The organism is Leptolyngbya sp. ST-U4, from assembly GCF_039962215.1.
Taxonomy (GTDB): domain Bacteria; phylum Cyanobacteriota; class Cyanobacteriia; order Elainellales; family Elainellaceae; genus Leptolyngbya_A.
The window spans coordinates 1-25,294 of record NZ_JAMPKZ010000042.1 but is presented as its reverse complement, the minus strand read 5'-3'; the positions used below and the strand labels follow the sequence as shown (position 1 = coordinate 25,294).

General features: G+C 46.5%; 24 protein-coding genes, 1 tRNA gene and 2 pseudogenes. 10 read left to right on the top strand and 17 right to left on the bottom strand.

What is annotated here, in order from left to right:
* Both NDA02_RS25625 and NDA02_RS25620 read left to right on the top strand, forming a co-directional pair.
* Positions 1-149 (top strand): annotated as a pseudogene (locus NDA02_RS25625) (IS5/IS1182 family transposase); the annotation flags it as partial.
* Between the two features lie 112 nt (positions 150-261).
* Positions 262-453 (top strand): helix-turn-helix domain-containing protein, encoded by a 192-nt coding sequence (locus NDA02_RS25620; protein WP_190792582.1) that lies wholly within the window; start codon positions 262-264, stop codon positions 451-453.
* 422 nt (positions 454-875) lie between these two features.
* On the opposite strand, the gene NDA02_RS25615 is transcribed toward NDA02_RS25620, so the two are convergent.
* From NDA02_RS25615 to NDA02_RS25590, 6 genes are all read right to left on the bottom strand, one after another.
* Positions 876-1,211 carry a hypothetical protein gene (locus NDA02_RS25615; protein WP_190792581.1) on the bottom strand — a complete coding sequence of 112 codons (336 nt, stop codon included), beginning with the start codon at positions 1,209-1,211 and terminating at the stop codon, positions 876-878.
* A gap of 115 nt (positions 1,212-1,326) precedes the next feature.
* A complete protein-coding gene (locus NDA02_RS25610; RefSeq protein WP_190792580.1) occupies positions 1,327-1,995 on the bottom strand; it encodes a response regulator transcription factor in 669 nt (222 codons plus the stop codon).
* Complete coding sequence (locus tag NDA02_RS25605) at positions 1,925-3,484, bottom strand: HAMP domain-containing sensor histidine kinase (RefSeq protein ID WP_348256177.1); 1,560 nt, start codon at positions 3,482-3,484, stop codon at positions 1,925-1,927. Before NDA02_RS25605 ends, NDA02_RS25610 begins: the two co-directional genes overlap by 71 nt.
* A gap of 236 nt (positions 3,485-3,720) precedes the next feature.
* Positions 3,721-3,918: a hypothetical protein gene (locus tag NDA02_RS25600; protein WP_348247377.1), complete on the bottom strand. Its 198-nt coding sequence runs from the start codon at positions 3,916-3,918 to the stop codon at positions 3,721-3,723.
* 374 nt (positions 3,919-4,292) lie between these two features.
* Positions 4,293-4,589, bottom strand: a complete 297-nt coding sequence (locus NDA02_RS25595; RefSeq protein ID WP_348256176.1) for a hypothetical protein — start codon at positions 4,587-4,589, stop codon at positions 4,293-4,295.
* A gap of 429 nt (positions 4,590-5,018) precedes the next feature.
* On the bottom strand, positions 5,019-6,779 hold the full coding sequence (locus NDA02_RS25590; RefSeq protein ID WP_348256175.1) for an alpha/beta fold hydrolase: 1,761 nt from the start codon (positions 6,777-6,779) through the stop codon (positions 5,019-5,021).
* A gap of 338 nt (positions 6,780-7,117) precedes the next feature.
* On the opposite strand from NDA02_RS25590, the pseudogene NDA02_RS25585 reads away from it, so the two are divergent.
* The 5 genes and pseudogenes from NDA02_RS25585 to NDA02_RS25565 all read left to right on the top strand — a co-directional run.
* Positions 7,118-7,308, top strand: a pseudogene (locus tag NDA02_RS25585) (transposase); the annotation flags it as partial.
* A gap of 355 nt (positions 7,309-7,663) precedes the next feature.
* A tRNA-Ala gene (locus NDA02_RS25580) sits at positions 7,664-7,736 on the top strand.
* A gap of 199 nt (positions 7,737-7,935) precedes the next feature.
* Complete coding sequence (locus tag NDA02_RS25575; RefSeq protein WP_348256174.1) at positions 7,936-8,250, top strand: IS1-like element transposase; 315 nt, start codon at positions 7,936-7,938, stop codon at positions 8,248-8,250.
* Positions 8,219-8,683: an IS1 family transposase gene (locus tag NDA02_RS25570; RefSeq protein ID WP_348256173.1), complete on the top strand. Its 465-nt coding sequence runs from the start codon at positions 8,219-8,221 to the stop codon at positions 8,681-8,683. Before NDA02_RS25575 ends, NDA02_RS25570 begins: the two co-directional genes overlap by 32 nt.
* A gap of 167 nt (positions 8,684-8,850) precedes the next feature.
* A complete protein-coding gene (locus tag NDA02_RS25565) occupies positions 8,851-9,003 on the top strand; it encodes a hypothetical protein (protein WP_348256172.1) in 153 nt (50 codons plus the stop codon).
* A 163-nt stretch (positions 9,004-9,166) separates the two neighbouring features.
* Here the strand turns inward: NDA02_RS25565 and NDA02_RS25560 are convergent, their stop codons facing one another.
* From NDA02_RS25560 to NDA02_RS25550, 3 genes are all read right to left on the bottom strand, one after another.
* On the bottom strand, positions 9,167-9,394 hold the full coding sequence (locus tag NDA02_RS25560; RefSeq protein ID WP_348256171.1) for a glycosyltransferase: 228 nt from the start codon (positions 9,392-9,394) through the stop codon (positions 9,167-9,169).
* Positions 9,395-9,415: 21 nt separating this feature from the next.
* Positions 9,416-10,906 carry an NAD(P)/FAD-dependent oxidoreductase gene (locus NDA02_RS25555; RefSeq protein WP_348256170.1) on the bottom strand — a complete coding sequence of 497 codons (1,491 nt, stop codon included), beginning with the start codon at positions 10,904-10,906 and terminating at the stop codon, positions 9,416-9,418.
* A 61-nt stretch (positions 10,907-10,967) separates the two neighbouring features.
* Complete coding sequence (locus NDA02_RS25550; protein WP_348256169.1) at positions 10,968-12,026, bottom strand: glycosyltransferase; 1,059 nt, start codon at positions 12,024-12,026, stop codon at positions 10,968-10,970.
* A 343-nt stretch (positions 12,027-12,369) separates the two neighbouring features.
* Here NDA02_RS25550 and NDA02_RS25545 point away from each other — a divergent pair, with 343 nt between their 5' ends.
* Positions 12,370-12,519, top strand: a complete 150-nt coding sequence (locus NDA02_RS25545; protein ID WP_348256168.1) for a hypothetical protein — start codon at positions 12,370-12,372, stop codon at positions 12,517-12,519.
* A gap of 245 nt (positions 12,520-12,764) precedes the next feature.
* Here the strand turns inward: NDA02_RS25545 and NDA02_RS25540 are convergent, their stop codons facing one another.
* From NDA02_RS25540 to NDA02_RS25510, 7 genes are all read right to left on the bottom strand, one after another.
* The gene (locus NDA02_RS25540) at positions 12,765-14,204 is read right to left on the bottom strand and encodes a hypothetical protein (protein ID WP_348256167.1); all 1,440 of its coding nucleotides are present in this window, start codon (positions 14,202-14,204) and stop codon (positions 12,765-12,767) included.
* A 94-nt stretch (positions 14,205-14,298) separates the two neighbouring features.
* Positions 14,299-15,435 carry a methyltransferase domain-containing protein gene (locus NDA02_RS25535; RefSeq protein ID WP_348256166.1) on the bottom strand — a complete coding sequence of 379 codons (1,137 nt, stop codon included), beginning with the start codon at positions 15,433-15,435 and terminating at the stop codon, positions 14,299-14,301.
* Positions 15,436-15,484: 49 nt separating this feature from the next.
* A complete protein-coding gene (locus NDA02_RS25530) occupies positions 15,485-16,723 on the bottom strand; it encodes an ABC transporter ATP-binding protein (RefSeq protein WP_348256165.1) in 1,239 nt (412 codons plus the stop codon).
* Positions 16,724-17,533: an ABC transporter permease gene (locus NDA02_RS25525; protein ID WP_348256178.1), complete on the bottom strand. Its 810-nt coding sequence runs from the start codon at positions 17,531-17,533 to the stop codon at positions 16,724-16,726.
* 91 nt (positions 17,534-17,624) lie between these two features.
* Positions 17,625-20,345 carry a glycosyltransferase gene (locus NDA02_RS25520; RefSeq protein ID WP_348256164.1) on the bottom strand — a complete coding sequence of 907 codons (2,721 nt, stop codon included), beginning with the start codon at positions 20,343-20,345 and terminating at the stop codon, positions 17,625-17,627.
* A gap of 77 nt (positions 20,346-20,422) precedes the next feature.
* Positions 20,423-21,556 (bottom strand): glycosyltransferase family A protein, encoded by a 1,134-nt coding sequence (locus NDA02_RS25515; RefSeq protein WP_348247363.1) that lies wholly within the window; start codon positions 21,554-21,556, stop codon positions 20,423-20,425.
* A complete protein-coding gene (locus tag NDA02_RS25510; protein WP_348247362.1) occupies positions 21,549-21,860 on the bottom strand; it encodes a hypothetical protein in 312 nt (103 codons plus the stop codon). Before NDA02_RS25510 ends, NDA02_RS25515 begins: the two co-directional genes overlap by 8 nt.
* A gap of 622 nt (positions 21,861-22,482) precedes the next feature.
* On the opposite strand from NDA02_RS25510, the gene NDA02_RS25505 reads away from it, so the two are divergent.
* On the top strand, positions 22,483-22,683 hold the full coding sequence (locus NDA02_RS25505) for a hypothetical protein (protein WP_348247361.1): 201 nt from the start codon (positions 22,483-22,485) through the stop codon (positions 22,681-22,683).
* A gap of 99 nt (positions 22,684-22,782) precedes the next feature.
* Positions 22,783-24,741 carry a hypothetical protein gene (locus NDA02_RS25500; RefSeq protein WP_348256163.1) on the top strand — a complete coding sequence of 653 codons (1,959 nt, stop codon included), beginning with the start codon at positions 22,783-22,785 and terminating at the stop codon, positions 24,739-24,741.
* A 204-nt stretch (positions 24,742-24,945) separates the two neighbouring features.
* Here the strand turns inward: NDA02_RS25500 and NDA02_RS25495 are convergent.
* Positions 24,946-25,294 (bottom strand): DDE-type integrase/transposase/recombinase (locus NDA02_RS25495; RefSeq protein WP_348256162.1); only part of this gene is annotated, 349 nt, incomplete at its 5' end.

The following is a 25,294-nucleotide window of genomic DNA, read 5'->3' as shown; positions in this document are numbered from 1 at the left end:
AATCGCGAGTGGTCTGTGAAAATGCGTTTGCTGGAGTCAAGCGTTACAATGCGGTGAGCGCTATCTATCGCAATCGAAAAGCGGAGTTTGATGATCACCTTATGCTAACCGCAGCAGGATTATGGAACTTCTACCTGACTGCGGCATAGGAAGAACTTGAAAGGTCGCATTGGCTAGCTCTGTTCTTATTTCCCGACAACTCTATTAGCCTGGCAAGAAAAGAGAAGGCAGAGTTAGGCGAGAGATTGCTAGCATAGAGGTATGAACAAACCGGATGCTCGAACGCTCAATCCGGAGACACAAAATTACTTACGACAGCAGGCAATCCGATTACGCGGGGAAGGCAAACGTATCGTTGACATTGCTGAATACCTGGGTGTTCATCGCAATACGGTCTGGGACTGGTGGCAGCAATATCAGCAGGAAGGGGAAGCCACTCTAGAGCAGTACTGACGCGGCAAAAAACTAGGGTAAGGACGGACGCGATTCAGAGTGTGGGATAGTATCTCAAGCAGTGGAGGATGACCTCGCAAAGCCATTGAAGCGAGCATATGAACAAGACCCGCAAGCGATCGAGCAGGGGCAGAGATTGCCTGGGCAGACGAAGCGAGAGTCCGCTCAGATGCACAAAGAGGACGAGGGGATGCGCCAAAGGGAGAAACCCCAGAGATTCGACTCAACACGCAAAGAGCGTGAATTACGTTGCCAGCATCGACAATCAAGGGACGCTGTGCTTTATGCTCTAGACGCAGAAGCTAACGGCGCAAGTCGCTAACACGATGCCAAGCATTAGCACGAGGATGATAAGCGCTAGTTGACATCAACGTTTTTAGCACCTCAACATCGGCAGACATTTAGCTGCCAATCAACTTTGCTCAACGAACTGCTTGCGATCGATACAAGTCCACCCGGTTTAGGGTTGAGTCAGCTTGTCGATCGGCAAAACCCTCGTCTAACCACGCCAGAGTTTCCTCCTCAGAAGTCAGATAAGCACTCCGTTGGGTGTTTGGGTCGTGAACATGCCACCCAACTCGACCGTTTCTCTGTTTCACCTGCTGAATGATGGGTTTAGATGGGGTGAAGCATTGGACAATTCTTCTATTAGTTTGTTGAAGTTGTTCAATAAATCGCTGCAAAAAGGATTGTTCAACACAATCGATAGTTTGTTCGAGTTTGCGATACGTTTGCCAGTGCGTTTTGTGTATTGTCATGAGTTAACTCCTGAATAATCTGCGGTATCCCTTCATTGATATCGATATATTGAGATTCAAGAAGTAAAACATTGAAGACTTATCGCATTGAGGAAACCAGCAACGCACCTTGCCCCTAAACGCGCAGACGATAGCCTGCCCCACGCACGGTTTCCAGTCGATCGTCCCCAATCTTGCGCCGCAGGTGTCCTACGTAGACATTCACTATGTTTGTACCCGGATCATAGTCGTATCCCCAGATGCGATCGAGCAGCTGTTCGCGGGTCATGACCTGCATCGGATGGCGCAGGAATACTTCCAGCATCAGAAATTCGCGGGTCGAGAGTTCTACCGGACGATCACTGACCCACACCTGACGAGTCAATAAATCCAGCGTGATGTCTGCCACCCGCAATTGCGTTTCTTCGGGCTTTTTAGACGATCGCTGATTGCGAAGCTGAACCCGCACTCGCGCCAATAACTCCTCAAACCGAAAGGGTTTGGTCATGTAATCGTCTGCGCCGCTTTCGAGACCGGAGATAGTATCGTCGAGCCCATCACGAGCGGTCAGGATGATAATCGGTAGGGTTGCGCCTTGTCCTCGCACGGCTGCCAGCACTTTTAGTCCATCGGCATCAGGGAGCCCCAGATCCAGAATCAGCAAATCAAAATCAGTGCTGCTGGCAAACGAAATGGCTTTTTTTGCCGTACTCACCACGGTCGTCGTATAACCATTAGCCTGAAGTCCGGTTTCCAGGAAGGAGGTGATGCGCGGATTGTCCTCGGCGATCAGGATGCGATTCATGGGCAGTAACGGGGGGTTCCAGCGGAATAATAATCGTAAATGTTGAGCCTTCTCCCAGACGGCTTTGCAGTTCGATCCAGCCGTGATGAGCCTGTGCGATCGCCTGCACAATGGAAAGTCCGAGTCCGTAACCTTCAAACTGATTGTCTTGATTCGTGCCGCGCGTGAAGCGTTGGAAGATGCGCTTCTGATCTTCGGGGGCAATACCTTCTCCCGTATCGCTCACCCATAGGAAGGCGTAGCTGTCGCGCACTGATGATCCGAGCGTAATCGTATCGTTCTCTCCAGTATGGCGCACCGCATTCTGTACCAGATTCATCACGGCTTGGGTCAGGCGTTGGCGATCACAGCGAATGGGGCTGAGCCCTTTCGATTCCAGCTTCCAGTTGCGCGGGGCGATCGAGCGAGATTTGAGATACAGTTCCTCGGTCATCCAGTCCAGTTCTTCGGTTTTGAGGTGCAGGAAGTTAGGGTTTTCGGTTTTTGCCAGCAGCAGCAGATCGTTTACCAGGCGGCCCATGCGCTCCAGTTCATCCATTACCAGGGCAATCGTTTCTTCTTGCTGGTCGGGTCGATATTGCAGCATCTCCAGGTGTCCCTGAATCACGGTGATGGGCGTTCGCAGTTCGTGGCTGGCATCTTTGAGAAATTCCTTCTGGCTTTCGAAGGCCACCTGAAGGCGATCGAGCATTTCGTTAAAGGTCGTGGTGAGTTCTGCAATTTCATCTTTGCCTTGCACAGACAATCGCTGATTCATGTCTGACTCCCGAATGGACTGAGCCGTTTTGGTCAGTTGCCGCAGGGGAGCTAGCACCCGTCCTGCCGTAAACCAGGCGAAGATCAAAGAAATCCCTAGAAAGATGCTGACATCCCGCAACAAACGCAGCAACGCCTGCCGTCCCTGCTGAAAATCAGAGGTGGCATCGTAGAAAACAATTAGGGTTCCAGGCTGTTTGCCTACCATTCGGAAGCAGTGCGCGACGTATTGAAATCGCTGTTCGCCAAAATGCATCTGTCCTTCTTGTCGATATTTCACCGTTGACCAGTCCGGGAACTGGGCAGCGTTTTGTTCCAGGAAGGCAGGGAGTTGTCCGGAGTAAGAGCGATAGTCGTGCAATTGCCCATTGATCAGCGTTATGAAATACTCATCACGGGTAGGTGCGTAGAGATCTAGAAATACGTCGAAGATTTGAGTCGTAGAAGTCGGAAGTTTACCGCTCTGCTGTTTGGACTGAACAAAGTAATTGAACTGGTCAAGCTGCTGCTTCATTGCCAGGTTTGCACGCGACACAATGCTTTCGCGATAAACGCGATCGGCAGCGCTGACCGAAATGAAAGTGACACAGCCTGCCAGAAACAAATACCACAGCAACAGGCGAGTGCGAACGCTAAACAGCCAGCGATACCATTGGGGATGGGTGAGCTTTACCAGGAGTGACTGCGGCAATGCCCTAACAGAGGGTTGAGTGGGTTTTGGAAGCGACGGCATGGCAGGCGGGAAGTAAAGGTGAAGTGAGCTTCGTGGTCAAGCAGGGATGGCAAAAATTCTAAAGCAATCTTGCGATTGAAGGATAGACACCACTACAGAATTCTTGTAGAGGAAAAGCATTAGGTCGCACTCCTAATACTCATTTCCAGGTTGAATTTAAGGATGCCAGGTTTACCAATAACAACCTGGGGCAATCGCATCCTGTCACTTTGAAACTGTTTCTAGATCCTCTGATTTCAGATCGTCTGTCCTGCCGATTGATTGGCTTCATTGCAGCCAACTTTGGGCTGTGCTTGCGGCTGCTCTTGAAGTTGTTCCTGCTGGGGTTGTTGCGCCTGTGCGGTAGCAGATTGATGGTCTAATGCGCTCAGGGCAGCGATCGCGCCCAGCGACACAGCAGCCAGCGACAAACTCATTAACATTGAACGTTTCATCGGTTTTTCTCCTGAATGAGATTGAATTATTTCATCAGCCTTTGCTGACACTTTCTAATATGACTGGATGAAATAAATAGTGTGTAAATGAAAGATGAAAGATTTTTTATAAATGTTCTAAAATAAAAAGGTATCACCCGGCAGCGGTAATACCTCAGCGAATATTTTCTGTGCGACGATTGATTCAATGAAACGAATATTGCTTAAAGGTGAAAATTTGGTTTTTGCATCCTGTAAGCAGTGCCATTCGACAAACCTCATCGAGCAGAGGATGAGGGAAACATCTTCAGCTTTAACGATGAGAGCATTTTGAGCCAGGCAGTTTCACTGTCATCGGGTTAGCGGTTACTTGAGTAAAACTGCTTCAGTGAAGTTTAGGTATTCAAAGTTTCCTGGCGTTCCTGTTCCCACCGATTGTTCATTGCATTTAGAGTTTCCTGACGTTCTTGCTGAAAACGATCGTTGCTGGCATTTAAGGTGTCTTGACGTTCCTGCTTCCAACGTTCATTGCTGGCGTTCAAGGTTTCCTGACGCTCTTGTTGCCAGGAATCACTCATTGCATTCAAAGTTTCCTGACGCTCTTGCTCGAAACGATCGCTGACGGCAAAGGTCGGAACAGCAACAGTGCCAAGAGCCAGAACAGATAAGGATGCGAGGATCAGGCGTTTCATGATGATTACTTCCTAGTTTAAATTGTGTAGGGCTGAAGGTGAAGGAGAGCAGGTTTGATTTGTTCTCTCTCCTTCATGTCTTTTAGTTTCACAGTTGAACTTAAATTGTTTATAAAACGAATGTGAAAAGGTTTTTATAAACTCAGCGAAAAAGTGCAACGCATTGATTAGCCTGAATTACGCTTACTGCCTCTTATTGTTTAAATTTGTTTTTATGCATCTTCTTTAAGGCGTATATTTTTCAAGTAAAAATTGCAGAAAGATGATGGAACATCTGGATATTGCTGCTAACGCAATTAGTCTCTCGCAATCGACATATCATTAACTTCAACAAAACGATCCAAGCCTTAATTAGGGCATTGGATCGAAGGCATAATCAGGTTAGTTCTGAACAGTATTCGAAAAGGACAGAAAGAAGTGAAAATTCAATTAGCTTGCAACTTTTGATCTCGTTGCTCGATCATCTCTCTCCGTAGACCTCCTTCTAGGAGCAAGAGACACTGCGGATAACGTCAGAAGCAGGAGCCATCTTTCAGTTATCCGTGACATTTCAAGCCGAATGGGAACGGCTGCCAAAATTGTGCTAATTCGTGGTGAAGCGACGATCGCTCTATGAATGTCTTCTAAATGCTTTAATCGAGTAACCAACTCTGATGGAAGATCGGTTGCAAAACGCAGCTTTAGATCGCGAGTTGAATGGGACTGTACATAGGCAGCACCCAGAAAAGGACGATAATTTGCGGCTTCAGGGGTTAACTGCTGCGCAAATGCCAGCGACATCCCTTTCAGCATTTGTCTCAATGGTTCTGTTTCTCCGCTGCGACGTTCGCGCACAAATACATTGTCAAATAGAGATTCATTTAGAGTATTTGGCGTTCCTACACTGAGATGTGTTGCTCCGATCGCCGTAATCAGATACTTCTTGGTTTGCATCTGCTCAAACGGTAGAAGCTGATGATGAATCGAGGGCGTAATTGTATCCTCGCTGTTCGATAAAACGATCGTCGGAATCTGGATTTGTGCCAGGCTCTCTGACGTGAATAAATGTCCGATCGCTGGGTTGAGCGCAATAATTTGGGCAACTCGTGCATCTTGCAAGACGGGCAAGTTATTAGGTAAGTCAGCGGCAGTGCATTGCAGCCACTCTGCGGGAGTCAACCCGGCCTGATCAACGCGATTGCAAAACGTTCGTAGGCTCTCTAAATCAAGTTCTGCTCCTGCCAGTGCCAATGCTGTATATCCGCCCAACGAGTGTCCAATCACAGTGACTTGCTCGGTATTGAACAGGTCCGCAAATCGATCGGATCGTTGTTCTAACTGCTCCAGTTCGTCCAGCAAAAACTGAACATCTCTGGGACGCTCGATAAACTCTGAGGTGGGCAGAATCGATCGCTGCTCGGCGGGAATCCATCTGCCGCCCAGGAGTGGGGCGAGCCAGTCAAGGTTGCTGCCCGGATGCTCGATCGCTGCAACGGTGAAGCCGTGGGAAGCAAGATGCTCACCCAAGTAACCCAAAAAACGGCGATCGGCTCCAAACCCGTGGGAGAGAACGATGAGCGCTCCGCGATGCTGATCACTCCAATACAGGTCAGTGGAGATCCTGCGATCGCGCTCCCAATCTCGAAAGGCAAGCGTTTGTTGCTGCACCTCAAAAGTTCCAGGAGCAGCCGGGTCAAGCGGATGCCGAAAAGGTAGGGTGGGAACCGTTAGCGTTTGCTCAAGAGCCTTTTCGATCGCCTGTTGGGATTGATTCATCTGAGCCAATAGGACGATCGCCGCTTCCAGATCGATCTTGAGTTGGGCTTGAGGATAGTGGCGCAGAATTCCCATCAGGCTCAATCCTTCTGGCTGTTGGGCAGCTTGAGAAATCGCTGTCGCAAGGTCTTCCCTGGTACTGCCGATTATCAAACGTTGCAGCAAATGCAGGAGGCGATCGCCGTTGGTGGATTGCAGCAGATCGTTCATTAGACTATCGCTCGCGGATGGGTTTAAGTTTGCCTTACTGCCTAGAGCTTGACGGACTTCCTCATTGAGCAAAAAACGGTAAGGTTGCAGTTCGGGAGGCACTTGCCCGGTTTCGAGAAAGGTTTCCAAATCCGCGAGCAATACAGACACCCCGACAGAACTCATTTGAATGTCCAGTCGTTCAGCAGCGATCGCTGGAGAAACTGCATTGATACTGACTGTCAAGGCCAATCCACCGATAAAGAAACGGAGCGTTTGCTTCGCGGTTCTGCAAAGGGATAATCGCCGCCCTCTCCTAACTCGCTGATCCACAGTGCTACCTTCTGGTTTCGTAAAGTGAAACAAAGCGGCTCTGGATTTAAAATCCAGGCTGCTAATGCTTATTCATTCAGTGTTGGCGGCGTCGATAAATGCTGAGTGAAACAAAGATGAAAGAATTTTTATCTTTTGCGATCGAATGACAGCTTATCGGGTGCAAGCGTCAGTGAGGATCACCGGAGAATCATTGTCGCGCAGGTCAAGTCTCCTCTTCAGCAGCTTCTCTACACCGCACCCTGCCAATCGGGATTCAACTAGAAGTAGTGAAATTGCCAGAAGCCAAGCATGGTTTTGGCTTACTGCCTTGTCGCTGGGTAGCGGAGCGCACGTTTGATGGGCTGGACGATTCAGGCGATTAGCAAGAGATTACGAACGTTTACAAGAAACATTAGTTGGACTGCATCGGGTCGCTTTTGCCATTCTTATGCTTGGATGATTTGCTCAGGTGGTAGTACAAAGTTCATAACACCTTCCAGGAGAGGGCTGAAAATGGGAATCAAGCAATTAGCTGGTAAAACGATAGATTCAGACCACTACCGGAGTTGCTTGACTAGAAGTACAAACTGCTGCGAATGCAGTTGCCCACTCGCAAAACCTTTTTCGATGATTTGCGAGCGTTGACTCGTTAACTGTATTTCGACAGTTGGGATCACCTGCTCACCTTTATGCTTCAAGGGCTTGAACTAGAGATCCCGCACAACACCAGTTGAATTGCCAAAATGAGAATTGCCAGATCGAATCAGATGAAGTTGACAATCTCACCGAATTAAGGCATCATTATCGAGATGTAAGGGGCTATAGCACAGTTGGTAGCGCGTCTCAATGGCATTGAGAAGGTCAGCGGTTCGAATCCGCTTAGCTCCATAAGATTTTTCCTGCTGCAAGACCCTTCTTGTGTCTAATCTGTGTTTGCTTGACCATCATAGCTAAGAGCTTCATCTAGGAGCTAGACCAATCTTATTTTGAGACAAGGAAGACTCATGACCGGAATTGTCTAGCTGGGTGGTGTTCTAGACCTGTGGAAGTAAGGGAGAATAGAGCTAAGCCTACCCCAAACTCCGCTATGGTTTTAGAACCCGTTCTTTGTCCTGCTTGCCACGGTTCCGATGTCGTCAAACATGGAAGATCATCTGAGGGTAAACAACGCTACAAGTGTCGCAATGCCGATTGTTCCCGTAGCACCTTTATTCGAGATTACTCTTACCGGGGCTACCTGCCAGAAGTGAAACAACAAATTGCCGATATGGCAGTCAACGGCAGTGGCATTCGGGACACGGCTCGGGTGCTAAGCATTAGCCCCACAACAGTCATTGAAGAGTTAAAAAAAGTCTCGCCACCTGAAGCAAGTGAACCAGCCCCTACTGGAACGATTGCCTGAACCTGAGAAGGTCGAAGTCATTGTCCAGCAAGTGGATGAGGCAGAAATGGACGAGATGTGGAGCTTTGTGAGCAATAAAAAACAGCAACGCTGGTTATGGCACGCGATTGATCATGCGAGTGGTAAAGTACTGGCTTATGGGTTAGCTGACCATACTGACGCAGCGTTGAAATCATTGATGCAGTTGCTGATACCCTTTGGGATTCAACAGTTTTACACGGATGGTTGGGGTGGTTATGCTCGGTTGCTGGATGAAGACCAGCATGAAGTCGGCAAGCATTACACCCAGAAGATTGAACGGAAGCACTTAACGTTACGAACTCGGATCAAGCGATTGACACGCAAGACGATTTGTTTTTCAAAGTCGGAGTGGATGCATGACATTGTGATTGGGCTATTTATAAACCGCTATGAATTCGGGCTTCCCGTTTAGAAGCTTCCACAGGTCTAGAACACTACCGTCTAGCTGCTAGACAACCGAGCAAAGAACAGGGGTTCGGTCGTTTCAATCTCGTCACGCGATGGAAACGGGTCTACCGACAATCGAAAACTAATCAAGTCTGGTATTTGTTGACCAACCTCAATGACCTTGAATTTGCCTTGAACAGCTATGCTAAGCGGTTTTCGATTGAGCCGATGTTTAGAGATTTCAAAACGGGCGGCTACAACCTGGAAAATTGTCGTGCCACCGGGCAACGATTTCTCGCTTTAGTGCTGTTGGTCGCCATTGCCCACACCCTCACAATCGAATAGAGCAAGCGCATCTGTCGTCAGCAGATTCAGCACTACATTGGACGAGTGCCGAAGTCGAAGCGAACTCAAAACCGACACAGTGATTTTTGGATAGGACTGTATGGACAGCTTTGGATTCGTTCGATGGATTTATGGTCGAATTGGGCTGAGCAACTCATGCACCTCAAGCTGCAAAAACGCTGCTTTTTCCAACAAGGGCTACGGGCAATGTCCCTGATTCAGTCTCCCTTCTAGCTTCTCTGTCACCCCATGAGTTATCCACTACGATGATTTCGATCTGCGATCGCGGATAGGACTGCTGTGCTAATGCCGCTAAACAGAGCTTTAGCTGCTCCCCGTCATTGAAGACCGGGATAATCACTGAAACCAGCGGAGCGTCAAATTCTGCCATCAGGACCTCCCTGCATCGCCCTCAAGCGGCTTTGGAAAGCGATCGAGCCGGTATAGGCAAGTTGTTAGTCTGTTGCTTCACCTTCGACCACTCCTCATTCGTAAAGTTTTCGTGATAGGACCGCTCAACGTTCACATTCCAGAGGTCGTGCTGTTCGCCCAGAATGTTCTTGGCTGCCAGTAATGCAGTCAGCATCGAGTGATCCTGGTTGTTATAGCGGTGCATCCCGTTTCGCCCCACGGTTTGCAGATTTTCGAAGGTTTCGAGATAGTCTTGCAACACCTGCAAGTGCTGACGATACTCGCCGTCGTAAACCGGATACGCCTTGCGCTGACGAATCACACAACCGTCTTCCACATCCTTCAAGTTAACTCCCAATTCCAATCGCACAATTTCCTGAGAGGCTAACTCAATCAAATGGGAGTCTGGCATCTCCCAAAGATCATCGCCTTCGCTACAGAAATATTCCATTCCTAGGCAAGTTTTGCCTGCTTCAGGAACCATCTCCGGACTCCAGTTCTTGAAATTTTGAATGCGTCCAACTCTAAATTGCGGGCTATGGATGTAGAGCCAGTTATCGGGGAAAAGATGCTCCTGGTTAATAATCAGGGGAACGATCAGAAAGTCACGATATTTCAGACCACGAGCTGCGGCTAGAATCTCCTCGGGTGGTAGGGGATCAAGACGATGTAGCAGTGCTGATATTGGCATGGAGTTAATGAAGTGATCACCTACCAGTTCAAAGGTGCGATCACCCTGTCTCGCAATCACTTTTGTAATCCGTTTGCCCTCGCGCTCAACTCGCACCACCTCTGTATTCAGATGAACAGGTGATCCATTGTTCTCCAGTAATTCCTGACAGCGTTCCCACATCATTCCGGGTCCAAGTCGAGGATAGTCAAACTTCTTAATCAAACTCTTGGCGTTTTGTTTTCCAAACAGTGCATTGATTACAGCTCGCTTCAGCGACATATTTTGAATCCGCTGAGCTGCCCAGTCCGCTTGAATTTGATTGCAGGGAATGCCCCAAACCTTTTCCGTGTAGGTCTTGAAGAAAATTTGGTAAAGCCGCTCTCCAAAGCAGTCAGTTACCCAGTCCTCAAAGGTTTTTGGGTCAAAGTCTGGGTTCAAAAACTTGCGGAATTTAGCTTTTAGATAGCTGATCAAAATCAAGAAACTGCGAATAGGTCCCAGATTCCTCAGGGTTTTGAACAGTGAGAGGGGATAGTCATAAAACCTTTCATCGTAATAAATCCGAGATAGCCTGGGAACTTGAATAAAATCATTTCCCAAAATTTCTTGCCATACAGCCTGAACTTCGCCTACCTTTGTGAAAAAGCGATGACCACCGATATCAAACCGATAGCCTTTATACATTTCAGTACGAGAGATGCCACCAACTTTTTCAGCTTTCTCCAGAACGATCGACTGGACACTATGTTTCATCAGTTCGTAACCCGCGGTCAGTCCAGCAGGTCCACCCCCTATAATAATGACGGGAAACGAGTTCATATCTGAAAAGCCTCCAAAGTTAAGTTGTGCTGAGTGATGTTTTGCGGGTAGACATTTTTCATCATTTGGACTTGTAAACACCCAAAGGCATCGGGAGTTCAGGGAGATACCAGCGGTTAAGATAGTGCCGCAATAGACCATAGGCAAAGGCAGCCCCTCCATAAAAGAAGTAGAGCCAGTGCCAGGGAATCACTTGCAGGGTGAACCGCAGCCCCCGTTTGGTACAGAAAAACCGATAAACGTCCCAATTCATCACTAGCAGCCCCAGGGTGATAATGATTGAAACCCATAAAAACCAGGGCATGAACCCTACCGCAAGCAAGCTTCCGATCAAGGCAAATACCAGAATCACGCTGATGCGATTCGCATGGCTCAGGTTGAGATCAGCATTGAATTGGCGATTGCTTAAGAGTAATTCTGTCCAGGGCAATGCCCGATAAAAAATTTCTGCCCTCAGCAGAGAAAGGGGCTTCCAACACTTCAGGTGCTTAACCTGAATATCTTTGCACAAACGGATAGAATAGCCCGCCCGTTTCAGCCGATAGCCTAATTCAATATCTTCAATACAAGGCTTTTGATAGCTTTCATCAAACCCACCGATCGCCAGGAATACATTGCGCCGAATTGCACCACAAGCTCCCCAAAACGTTGATGCTTCCTCACAAGCTGTTTGATGGGTGTAATGGTGAAACAGGTTCTTGTACTGGGAAAGGAAGTTAGGAGCACCGGGTGCATCATCGTAAGAACCAATTAGAGCAGCGAGGCCGGGCTGCTGGCGAAAAATCCTAGCAATCTGGCTTACTGTGTCACCTTTGAGAGTGACATCAGCATCTACAAAGAAGAGAATGTCGCCTTGAGCTATGTGCGCGCCTAGATTGCGTGCCCGTGCTGGTCCTCCTGATTTGGGAACTCGCACGACTTGGGCTCCCATTTGCTGAGCGAGCTTTCCAGAGCCATCAGTACTGCCATCATCAATAACAATCAGCTCTACCGCAGTTGAGACAAATTGAGCAAGACTGGCTAAACATCGCTGGAAGCTTTCACCTCCATTAAAGACCGGAATTACAATCGAAATCACTAGCTCAGTTGGCAAGTCCAATTCTGAAAGAGGCTGATTCATTACTAAAGTTGCGGCTATTTCCGTGCAGCGTTTACAAAAGTCGATTCAAGTCACCTTGGAACTTCTAACTGAATGTACGGCAGCATGTTTGAGCCAGTCTATACAACAGAGTTGCATAGTCACTCGCTAAAATGATTTTTTTAGAGGAAACAGCTCAGCTTCTGATTTGCAAATGTTAATTTAGCATTAGTGTTATTGGCATCGTACAGCACTAGAATCTACTGTCCCAGTAAGCACGGCTTTCTTTATTGTCTCTTTAATTATCTCTTTATATTATTTGGTAGTGCGTCAATATGATGGGGGATTGATAGAGTAGAGAGGCTCATCAATTAGAAACCAGGTGATGGAATGCTCTCTGTGGGGTCATGTCAAAGCCCATCGGCACGGCAAAATGTTTAACGGTCATCAACGCTATCTCTGTCCTGCTTGCCATCAAACCTTCTCGGAATCTTTCGACAGTTTGTATTACCGTCGCCATATTAGCCCTCAATAAATTAGACAAGTTCTACAAGCCCACAACAAAGGCAGTAGTTTACGAGGGATTAGTCGAACAACAGAACTTCCTTATCGAACTAGTTCTGTCAGGGCATCTCGAAATGATTCTGCTGCTTGAAATGCAATAAGATTATCCTTACTCATGGTGTATCCTCGTCTGGTCTTTTTTGCTTATCCAGCAGAATACGCCCTTTCTTTTTCTTTATTTGTACACCACTTCAGAGCATAGTTCAGGTTTACGATCTACTGAGCCTCAAATTTAATCAATAGCCCGCTACTTGCGGGAATTTCAAGGTGAGTATATCCTTGCTGCATCGTGACGTGCCCTCGAATTTCATCCATAGCTTCTGAGCTAAACTGCCAAATAGTACCTGTGGTAAACGCACTAAAGGCTGAAAGATCAACACCTGTACGAGAAATGGTTGATCCACTGTTAACGACCAGCAAATAAAGATTCCTTTCCTGATCCTGAGTGGCGATCGCCATCAGGTTTGGATTACTACTGGTGGCCAGAAGAGTTTGTCTTCCCCCCTGTAATGCTCGAATTCCTAACCGCATGGCGTAGTAACTCATGCGACGTTTTCCATCAGGTCCAATCAGTCCCTCGAAGTCACCTGATATTCCCCAATCATAAAGTGAAAAGATATGACTGCCATAAACATACGTATCTCCCGGTTGAGAGGCTCGAATCATATTTTTAAGCAGATTTAGAGAGAAAGTGAAATCATCATATCCTCCCGTGTAAGTTCCCCATTCTCCTAACCAGAGGGGCGATCGCGCATGAATCGTACCCTGCATCCAACTCCGCACACGGCGGACATAGGGTGAAATATCTAAGTCATAGTTGTGAACATTGACAGTATCAAAATAGGTTGGGATGCTGGCTAGGGTATCAACAGGCCAACGGCTCCCGCCAACCGTTTTGGGCGCATGAATGTAGAATTGCCGATCGGGTAAATAGGTGCGATAAACATAGGCGATCGCATCGGTCGCTATTCGGATTAACTCAAAGTAATCAGCTTGATTTCCGCCCCATCCCTGTTGTCGGTTATCTGGCTCATTGTGGATTTCAAAATCATCCACTTGGTAATTATTGCGTACGTTTAGCCAGTACACCGTAGCAAATACATGTTCCCACCATTCATTCCAGTCATCTTCCGTGCGTGGCGGGTTCAGTTGTAATGCCCAATCTGGGCTCCAACCCGGATCGGTATTGCGGATAGTAAGTACGGGACGAATGTTGTCTTGCTTAAGGGTTTCAAAAATGGTTCTCGCGTTGCCCTGCCATAACTCCGCAGGGTCACCAGAAAAAGCATAATCCGATCGGCTGATGGGGTTCGTCATCACTGCATCCCACTGTTCCCAGGGAATGACATCAGGGTTAGTTTTTATTTGAGCAATGGTAGGCAGTCCATAGACTCCGTCATCATCCTCCCTTTCCCATCGCGACATCCCTCCATAAATTCGGTAGGTGTTAATTCCCAGGTCAGCTATATCTGCTCTATCAAAATTGATGTTTCCTTCACAGGCTCCAATATAACGGGTACTGACTCCGGTAACTGTGTTGTGGACTTTGATAGCTGTCTCAACACGGGGTAAAACTGCTTGACCTGCTGAACTTAATACAATGATGATCCAGAATCCCAAAAATAGACTTAGTACAAATTTTAGTAAACGACTCATACACGCTTAGGGTCTTTTACCAGTCCCAATATACTCTTGTGTTTCGTGAAACATTCGACTGTACTCAATCCAGAATTGATTCTGAATTAGGTGGTTAGGAAGGGTAATTACACAAAATATGCCATCGCATAGGAGGATTTAGAATTCCTTTCTGAAACGCATTAGCAGAAATGGTAAGAGGATAGCGGTGCCAGTGGAAATCGTAGATTTGCTGCCAATCGGGGCTAAAAATGCCAGGGTTGATAAAGTAATGCCCGTCAATCAAATCCAGGCGATCGATCTGCAACTGGAGATGATGCGGAACCCGCCAATCATTAGGTAAGGGATTAATTTCAATGTGTGTGTCTAAATAAATATCCCCTAAAGCATTAATCAGACTGAAACTAAAAATAGCCGCTTCCACAGGAGACTGAAGCTGATACTCCAATTCCAGGGTTACCCCTTCACCGCTACAAATTTCAGCTCCTGGGAGACAGGTGAGATTTAGAATCTTGATCAGCTCTGAAGGTTTATCTTTCAGGGCAACTGACTCTGTTTCCGAAGAGGGCTGCTCTGGACAGCGATTGAGGTAAATTTTAGGATGCACAAGAATTTGTTTTGACCAGGGCGATTGGGTTTCCAGCTCTTGAAGTTTGGGGTAATGGGAAAGGCGATCGCTCCGCACAAAGATAAAGCTATTTTGGGCATACCAGGGTTCTACATGGGGATGACTCCAGATTCGTGTTCGGAGACTGTCGATCGTGATGAATCCCCGTTCTTCAAAGCGTTGAATCCAGTAGTCAGGCCATTGCTCATTAATATGGTGGGTTCCCCCCTGATGCGGAATTGCCGCCGAGAACAATACCACATCACTGAGCCGAACAAGAGAATCTACAAAGTCAGAGGCGCTTTCCTCAGGTAGATGTTCGGCTACTTCCAGGCACATTGCCAAGTCAAAAGTTTGATCCAGCAACAGAGGTTGAGCCAGATTCCATGACATAAACTGGTGCGGAGGAATCTGAAGGTTTTCAGGCTCAACATAGTCGCCATCGATCCCTAAAATGTCTGCAATTCCGTGTTTCTGAAACATCGAAAGCCAGGTTCCATCCCCACAGCCAACATCCACGATCCGCTGTGGCTGAACCCAATCCAAAATGATCGGCACAATGACTGCAGCAGATTGCCGGGAACCATCCCGCAGGGCTTCAAAAAATGCCTGATTATACGGTTCATGCAAAACCTGTTCAGCCATGAGTGATTAGCCTCCAGAATTACTTTTCAGTTGAATAGGAATGGGATGCTTATGATGTCACCGCCTGAGACATCAGTTCCCAACGCATCGGAGGGTTTAAAGTACCTTTTGCGGGCACCTCTGACTCAACTACCAAAGGGTAAACGTGCCAATGATAATCGTAAGCATAAGCCCAATCTTCCCTAAAGACTCCAACATTAACGAAATACTTGCCCCTACAAAGGTCGAGGCGATCGCACCACAACCGAATTGTATTTTTTCCGCTAATCCTTGGCACCGGAATTCCCATATCGGATGTGTTAACGTCTAGGCAGGTCGTCCCATCTTCTTGGCTCACGGTTACACCAAAGATGGCAGTATCGATAAGTTGTTGAGACTGGTAGTCAATCTCAATGCAGAGAGCATCACCTGTTTCTAAGAGGCTATTGGGCTGTAATCGGACATCAGTAATCTCAATTTCCTGGGAGCCGAAGCGATTTTCATTAACCCGCAGTTCGGTACCTAGGCGGGTCAGTTGGGGTGAGCGATGGGGCGTGCGTTGCTGGCTTTGCGATCGCATCTCCATTGCGTACTGCCCTGCTACAACAGTCGGTTCGCCATAGGCTACAACCCTACCGCGTTTAAGCCAAAGGGCGCGATCGCACAACCGCTCAACCTGCTTCACATCATGGGATACCAGCACGATCGCACAGCCCTGCTCTTTCATCTCTGCAATGCGGTTGAGACATTTAGTCTGGAAGGATAAATCCCCCACGGACAAAAACTCGTCCACCAGCAGGATTTGCGGATCTGTATGCACCGCCACTGAGAAGGCGAGGCGCATCATCATCCCTGTGCTGTAGGTTCGGACGGGATTATCAATAAACCTTGCCAGTTCTGCAAACTCGACGATCTGATCAAACCGACGGATAGCTTCTCGGCGCGGTAACCCCGCCACGATTGCTGTCACCAAGACATTCTCGCGCCCAGTCAAATCGCCATGAAACCCTGCTCCGAGGTCGAGCAAGGCTCCCACACGCCCACGCATTTTGATACGCCCCTCGGTAGGATGGGCCACCTTTCCTAACAACTGCAGCAGCGTGGATTTGCCGGCACCGTTGTGGCCGATTATCCCCATCATTTCCCCAGCGGCTACCTCAAACGAAACTCCGCGCAGTGCCCAAAACTCATCTACTGCTTTAATCTGCCGAAATCCCGAAAGAGCCGCTTCCATAAATGTGACGGGCTTCTCGGTGTGGTAACGATTAAAATGTTTGCCCAAATTTTCGACTAGAATGGCATCCCGCATCTAAATCTCCTCTACAAATCGAAGACTCTGGCGCTTGAAGAGCTGGTAGCCCAAGGGTAACAGTACCAGGGTAATGAGTGAAATAATCCCTAGAGCTAACCAGTCAGGCTGAACACCCCAGATTAAGATTTGTCGATAGCAAGTAACAATATGCACCATTGGGTTCAAACCATAGGCATACCAGTATTGCTGAGGAATATTGTCGAGTTCGTAAAAAATTGGGGTGAGATAGAACAGAAGTTGCAGTAGCACCCACAGAGTATGCTGAGTATCACGGAAGGTGACATTGAGGGCAGCCAAAAAGTAAGAAAAAGTTACCGTTAAGGCAAATTGAAGCAATTGCAACAGTGGTAAAGCCAGGATCAGAGGCGTTAGCCTTACCCCATCAAGTAGTAAGAACACAACCAGAATGGGTAACGCCAATATGAAATGAATTAAGCCGGTTGTAACAACCACAATGGGTAAAATGGTCGTAGGAAAGCCTGGTTGCCGAATGAGTGAACGGCTATTGATGATGACCCCAGTAGCTTGAAATAACGAGGTTTGAAACCAGTTCCAGACTAGTAATCCTGCAAATACATAGGATGAATACTGAGGTATGTCGACCTTAATGACGACTTGAAAAACAAAAATAAAAACCAACAGTTGCAGTAATGGGCTAATTAATGTCCAAGCAACTCCCAAGGCCGATCGCTTGTACATTAATTTCATGTCGCGATCGACTAGCGATCGCAATAAATCAAAGAGATAAAGCAGTCTTAGCCACACACTTCGCGATCGAAAGTTTTGTAAAGACGGATTAGGTTGCATCTTCAAAAGTTTATTTAGGCAGAGGATGAGAGATAGATGAGACAGACCAGTAAGCTACTCTGAGTCTGCCCTATCACAGCAAAGCAATAAACTAACTAGTTACAGCCTGTTGCGATGGTCTTTGCTCTTTCTCAGAAGCTATGTCTACAACTTCTGTTGACCTAGTTTTCAAGCTGTTGGATGGTGCAATGTAAGTCCCACTCCGTCCTTCCCGCTTTACTCTGCGATGAGACTGCCACAGCGACCAAGGCCCTGCTAAATTACCCCATATCTCCAGAAGCACTAACGAGATTGGATAATCACTCTGCCCCAAAAGCCACAGAGCAATTCGCTTAAGGTGATAGGAAGGAAGCCCGACGAAAATTGTCATTAAGCTGCGCCAATCCTGATCATTCAGCCACGTAGTGAGATTGTAAGAGACGTGCCCCTTACTGTAGCCGTAAAGCTGACGATGCAAAGCGGCTTTATCCTGACGGTGTTTATGCCATACGTAGGCAGAAGGTTCATAAACTAGCGTATAACCTGCTTTGATTGTTTTGTAGAAGAGATAGGTATCTTCTCCGACACCGGATGGCATTCCCGGGCCGAGTGACTCTTCCATCAATCCGATCTCAGGATGGGAAAAAATGCTGGCGCGAAAAGCCGCATTTGCAGTTGCACCCAACTGCCAAGTGGGCACGGCATAACGAGGGAAGGATGTAAACCACTCAGGACTGGCCTCGAACCGTTCATACCCCCGTCCCAAACCACCATATTTCTCAAAAAACTGCTGGGAGGGAGTTTCTAGCTGAAGCGGCAGAACATTGCCAGTAACAATCATCACGTCTGCTCGGGCAAATGGTGCAACTATCTTTTCCAGCCAATCTTCGGGTAGGGTAACATCATCATCTGTAGCAATCACAATCTCACCCGTACTAGCAATGAAGCCAGCATTGCGAGCATAAGCTAACCCCTTTCGCGCCTCACTAATCAATCGCACACCTGGGAATTCAGCCACCACTGGAGGGGTTAAACCAGACTCAGGATGATTATCTACTACAATAATCTCAACCTCGCGCTCAGTTTTCTGATCAACCAAGCAATGCAAACAGTTTCGTAGGTCGTCTGGGCGATCTAAAGTAGCCAGATTAATTGAAACTTTAGTACCTACAGGCAAACGCAAGGTTGAAACTTCTTCTGTAACATTAAAGTATTCTGTCAAAACATCCTGCGCTTTCTTCCAGCATACCTCTTCTTTAATCCGGAAGATTTTGTGTAGTAGCCTTAATGCCAAGTGATGGCTAATGATTGTTTCTATAAGGCGATCGACACTAATCACAGAATGACGATTTTCGATGTCGATATTGCCAATCAATTCACCCTTCCAAGTTAAGAAAATCCTGGTTTGGACATAGTCATGCAGATCGACTAAAGGCTGAAGCGGTTGGTCTAAGCGAACTTGACGGACGGCTATCTTATCTAATGTTCTGGAAGATAGGTTGTAAGGTTTAGAAGATTCTTGAAAAAGCTCAACATCGTCCCGCTCAATAGTTTTATCCGCAACTAAAGCTCCAAACTCCGTTTCGATCTCTTTTACTCGTCTACAAGCTTTTGGGTAACGGAAAAGGCCAATCAAGGACCCTTTCAATTCAGCCCAGACTAAATCTACTGGGAAATAAGTTGGGTGTTTAAACGCTATCCATAACCGACGAATTGACCAGTAGAAAAACCACCAAATGCCAATCCACAAGAAAGTCAAACGCTCATCAGGATAAGACTTAGCACCACAGGCAAAGTAAGAATAAAGCCCAGTACCATTGTGGGTAATTTGTGACTTTAGTTGCTCGTAACTCTGCCGATGGCGATGACGAATAATCGCTTTAGGTTCATAGATGATTGCATAGCCTTCTTTCAAAACCCGGAAAAACATTTCCAGGTCTCCACCGCCGTTGGTAACTGTACCAACATCCAAAGCGGGATCAAAATATCCAACCTTGCTGAAGACAACTCGGCGGTATGCCATGTTCGCGCCTGTACCTAAATTCCCAGTTCCGAGTAACCACCAAGGCATCTTGCCATCCAAGTTGGCTTCATACCACTTCTGCTCAAAGCCGCGTCCAAATCCACCATTTTCTTCAAACAGCACCTGGGGTTCAGTTTCTAGTTCGTAAGGAACAACAAGCCCCGTCACTGCCATGACTTGCGGATTTTCGGTAAAAACCTTCACAAGGGCCTTCACCCAACCAAGGTCAACGACAACATCATCATCGGTGTAGGCAATGATCTCTCCTTTGGCTTCTAAAATGGCACGGTTACGTGCCCAATCTAGACCAGGCCGAGGTTCTCGCACATAGCGGACTTGGGGGTAGTGGGTTTCTACTAGCTCTTTAGTCGCCTCTGTTTTGGGAGCGTTGTCTACCACCAAAATATCTAGCTTGGGATAGTCCAGCTTACTAATCGCTTCCAAGCAAAGTTTCATATCGTCGGGGCGATCGCGCGTACAAACTGCCACCGTCACCAAGGGCCACTCACCCGAGTACTCTACAGGAGGCAGACCAATCAAATTCTCCAGTGTCAGCTCCTCCGGGTGCTGCGGCGATGACATTCCATTCTTGAGCAACTGACAGATAATGTCCCAACTGTGTTGTTCTAGAATCAACTTGCTCAGCGTTTCAGCCGTGCAACGCCCTAAGGTAACTGGTGCATTGACATAGCCAATGGGAACTCCATGCAAACGCACCAAGCCCTTTAACCCCATATATCCATCTAATCCCTCAACTGTTGGAATTGGACGGCTAAGTTCGATGTCAACAACTTTAATTGGATAAAGCATTTGCTAGTGACCTTTGTTTAGATTCGCAACAAGGATTGATAAAGTAAACTTCTAATCAAAAGATTGAATTGAACACTCTATAACTGCAGTGGTAGATTCGTTGGAGTACCCATTTTCTGCTGTTTTGCACGTTGCTGCGACTGCTGCTGTGGAGCATGAGCAAGGTGAGAAACCACTCGGTGAAACAGATTGCCGACGATCAGTTTGAGGGCGATCGCACCTTTACGTTGATAGATATCAATCAGAGAGATAGACGATAGGGGAATGGATGTAGCTGTGGGAGTTTGAGATTGCCCCAATTTCAACAAATTTTGAATCAGCAAAAGATAAAACCCAATCCGTATCCAGGGTGTTACCGGGTCCGCCTGGATGGCTTTTCTTAACCAGTACAGCGTAGTACGGTGATCCTGACAGCGATGACTTTGGTGGGCAAAGTACCCATAGAGATTACTGCTGGACAGGCGAAATAAGAACGGTGGAAACTTCGGTTGCTGCCGGCGCACAGCTTGCATAACCAAGGCATGCGATTGTGCCATTTGGGTGTAGTCGCCAGACATACTCGTTGTGGATTTGCGATAGCCCACTAAAAACTTTGGAACTACGCGAAATTCATATTGGGCAGCAATCCGCAGATACAGATCCCAGTCTTCACAACCCTGGGCGTTCTGCAATCGCAAAGTTGGATCGTATCCGCCTACCTGTTCCAGACAGCTACGCCGCATCATAGAAGCACTGGAATTGCCTAAAAAATTGTGACAGACCAGGGTTGCGTAAACATTACCTTGAATCTTTGCTGCCCGAAAGCTGCCTAGCAGGGCATCAGATTCGTCAATATCCACAGACCAGGAATACACTAGCCCTACAGAGTTACCACCCCGCACCATACATTGAACTTGTTTTTCAATGTTTTCTGGATACCAGATATCATCTGCGTCGATCGGCGCAATAAACTCGCCTTTTGCATGAGCGATCGCCAAATTACGCGCTGCTGCAACCCCCGCATTTGCCTGATGCAATAACTTGACTCGATCGTCCTGTTGAGCAAATGTAGTTACAATTTCTGGAGTTTGATCTGTGGAGCCATCGTCCACAATCAGCACTTCCAAATGACAGTAGGCTTGTGCCAATATGGATTGCAGTGTCCGCTCGATAGAAGTAGCGGCATTGTAAGCCGGAATAATCACAGATACTAACGGAGTGTCACTAGACATCGCTTACTCCTATCAATCGTTTCAAAACTCGGTGAAAACGCGGCTTTCTTGGACTGACGCACTGCCGCCACTGCTTCTGCCAATGCATCATCATTCCTAATCCCATCGCGATTCCACTGTAGAAGTAGTACAACCAGTGCATGAGCACAGCTTGGCTGGCAAAAACGAACCCACGTTTCTGTTGAAAAAATTGGTAATATCGCAGTTGAGCCAAAGTAGAGCCGCTACCAACAGCAATATCAACCAACAGCAAAATTAATTCAAACTGGCGAGGCCCTTGTTTAAGAAACCATTTGTCAGCCATGCTTCTTCCTTAGTGTTCGCTGGAAAGCATAAATGTGGTTATAAATGCTGAATCTATAAATTGGGAATACTTTTCAGCAATCTAGAGAGACTTGAAGAGCTTATGCCATTCAGCTGATCCTCAAAGTGTGACAGTAAAGCTGAAACACCTAATGAAAGTTGCTTTTAGCGATCGAGCACCTACTGAAAATGAGCATTCTCTTTTGCTTTCTCTAGTACTTTCCTACTGCTGAAAGTGCGAGAAACACAGGTTTCTGAATTCGGACTTACTTTTTACAGCTACGTGAATAGTAATTTTGGCTTAAAGTCATTGTCCAATGAGCTTTTTAGACTACTTGTCATCCTTTAAGGAGCAGTGAGCAATTTTAGTAGAAGCACCGAGGTAATTCTCAAATTAGTACACTAAAAACATGTTGATAGGTTGCCATACCTATCGAGAAACTCGCTACAGCATTCGCTCAAACTTTACGAAAGCTAAATACTAGTAACTGTTTGAAAAGATAAGCTGAAGCAGCACAATTGAAAAGAACTAAACGTATGGGTTGTGGCAAAATGTTAAGGCAGAGAAGCTTAGTTATTTCTGCATCAGCCTGAATAGCCTTCCAATTTCTGTCTAATTGGGGATGATTACTGCTAAAAATTATTTTGAAGGTGCTGTGAAATTGTCACCATGCTTTAAGCAACCCGAATATGGAGAAGATGATGCAGGAGTGGATGTAAATAGGCGGATAGTGCCATTTAGGGAAGGAAAGAGAAAATATAGACAATCTGATATTGCAAGATTTTTGACAAAGCCTGATTATTCTCTAGCCTCTCCAAAATAGAACCACTGATAATCAATCCTTCCCTGATTCACACATAGGTCTTAAGGTAGGTTTTAGACCTGTAGGATTGAGCGTGAATAGCCCTACCTCAAACCCAGCTTGTCTAGAAACGGCAGTCTTTTCCCAAATTCTTGTTTGGTGCAAATACACCATCCTAATCAGAGGCAAGTAATTAAAAATGATGAGTACTTTACCCTGCAATCCAAATTAGACATCTCAACAATGATCTATTTCATTATTGCCTGGAGTTTGTTGGCAATTGTATGCTTTATCACTGGAACCTATCTACTTAACTTACTGAAAGCTAGTTGCTTTGTTCGAATTGGCGATCGCCTGATCATTGCCATCTGGAGTGGACTAATGGTGATATCCATCTTGCTTTTGGCAATATCCTTTGTCTTTCCGCTGTCTCTTCTGACTGGAGGGGTAGTTGCTGCGATTTTAATCACCCTTTCACTGCTTTCATCTTCAACCAGAGCTGAACTGATTCGTCTGAAGTCAGCCTTCTCAATTGACTGGCTGAGCGCATTTGTGAACCTGAGCTTGTTGTCAGCTACATTATTCAACCGGTCAATGAAATGGTTTGATACAGGAGGCTATCACATTGGCGCGATTAAATGGCTTCACGAGGCTGGAACGGTTCCTGGTGTTGCCTTAATCAACTACGCATTTGGCTTTACTTCGTCCTGGTTTGCATTCACGGCTCCATTGACTCCAGGCTTTTTAGGACATCATATTGGTGGAGTCACAAATGGCTTCATTTTTTTTCTAGCGACATTCCATATCTTGATAGCTTTAACTCACGTTAAGCAAAAGCATTCTACGTTGTCTGACTGGTTTGCGATTGTGATTTTTCTAGTTATTATTGTTACCTATGTTACAACAATTTTTACCAATTCACCCATTCTCATTTCCTTCTCTCCTGATGTTCCCGTGACTTTAGCTACTGGAATAATTGCTTGGACAATTTTAGTGATCAAGGAGAGAGCGGCAGATGAAAAGACTTTATCACCTCATTCTGTTTCACCCGCTTTCGATGTTAAAACTCTGCCTTTAGTTTTGGGTGTTGGCGCATTATCACTGAAGCTGAGTGCGTTACCCGTTCTGGCAATCGTCATTCTATTTTACTGTTTTGAGAGCCGATTCGCACCGAAAAAGCTGTTCATTGGAGCAATACTTGTCATTCTGTTGGCGTTGCCTATGATCAGCTACGGTTTCATAACTTCTGGATGTCCGATGTTTCCTTCTACAATTGCCTGCATCAACTTTTCCTGGAGATTTCCGCAGGAGGAAGCAATCAATCAGCTAGAAGCTACAAGAGTCCTACAATCCAGAGATTCGAAAACGCCTGAAACTAAAGCCAGCCCTGCAGGCCCATTGGAAACCACAAAAGGCCCGCAACCTAGAGAACCGAAAACTCCTGCAACTGAAGCTAGTTCTGCAACTGAAAATTTATCTTCTTTCCTTGAGAAACGTTTTGCTTGGATCAGAATTCAGAGCAAAATGCAAATCATGCTTTTGCTTTATGCCATTTCGATCGCTCTCTCAATCCAGCAATTACTATTTTTTCGAAACCGTAAGTCTCAAGTAGGAGTTGCATGGGTAAATGGATTAGGTATCTTAGGCATGACATTCATCATCTGTTATGCGCCGCTCATTCGATTTGGCTTTATTTATTTCATTCTTGTTTGCGGACTATTTCTAGCCCAGTTTATAAATCACCAGTATAACAATCTTGCAAACCACGCTGTCCTGCAACAGTTATTTTCAGTCCGTTTGAATAAAGCCTCAAGTCGAGTATTGGCCCTTGTCCTAACGAGTTGTTTTTTAATCATTCTTGCTGAGGACCAGCGGCGTCTTTTCTCTCTCCTACCGCCAGAATTACCTAGGCCTGAGCTAATTGAAGCCCAGGTAAATGATGTGAAATACACTTATCCAACAGACTGGTCCTACAAATGTTGGGCAACACCATTGCCTTGTTCAGGTATTGTTTTAGACAATATTCGCTTACGAAAACCTGCTCAAGGAATTCATGCAGGATTTATTCGTGTTCCTTAAGCGGTTGTGTCGCTATGTCTACTGCTTCTCTGTTTAAGTGGTTAAGTGGCGGCACTTTCTACCTGAAATCATCTTGCTCAATGGGTGGTGGTACTGTGAAGTAAGCCCTTGAATTTGAACAGAGAATGGAAGACTTTGAGGAAGTGTTTCTGGTTGTGTCGCAAGAATTTTTAATGACGAACAATCGGTATCGCTCACATCGCTTTAAGCAGCAATTCCAAAGATCGCTTCAATAAATTTTGCTTGAGAGACAGTGCTCCCTTGTTCAACTCCTTTCACTTGTCCTTTTCTGATCAGGTTCATCGCCTCAATCCCACTCAACGTTATTCTGGCACTATTGAATGACTTAAACCCCATCATGGGTTTGGTAATCCGCTTGATGTTTCTGTGGTCTTGCTCAACCCCGTTATTCAAGTATTTCACTTGCCATAACTCAGTAGACTTGTCGGGAAATAAGCAAGAATAGAAGGCAGAAATGGGATAAGCAAATGCTGGATATTGAACGGGTGCTGACACAAGACCGCTTGCTGCGCGCTTTAACTGGCTTGAATCG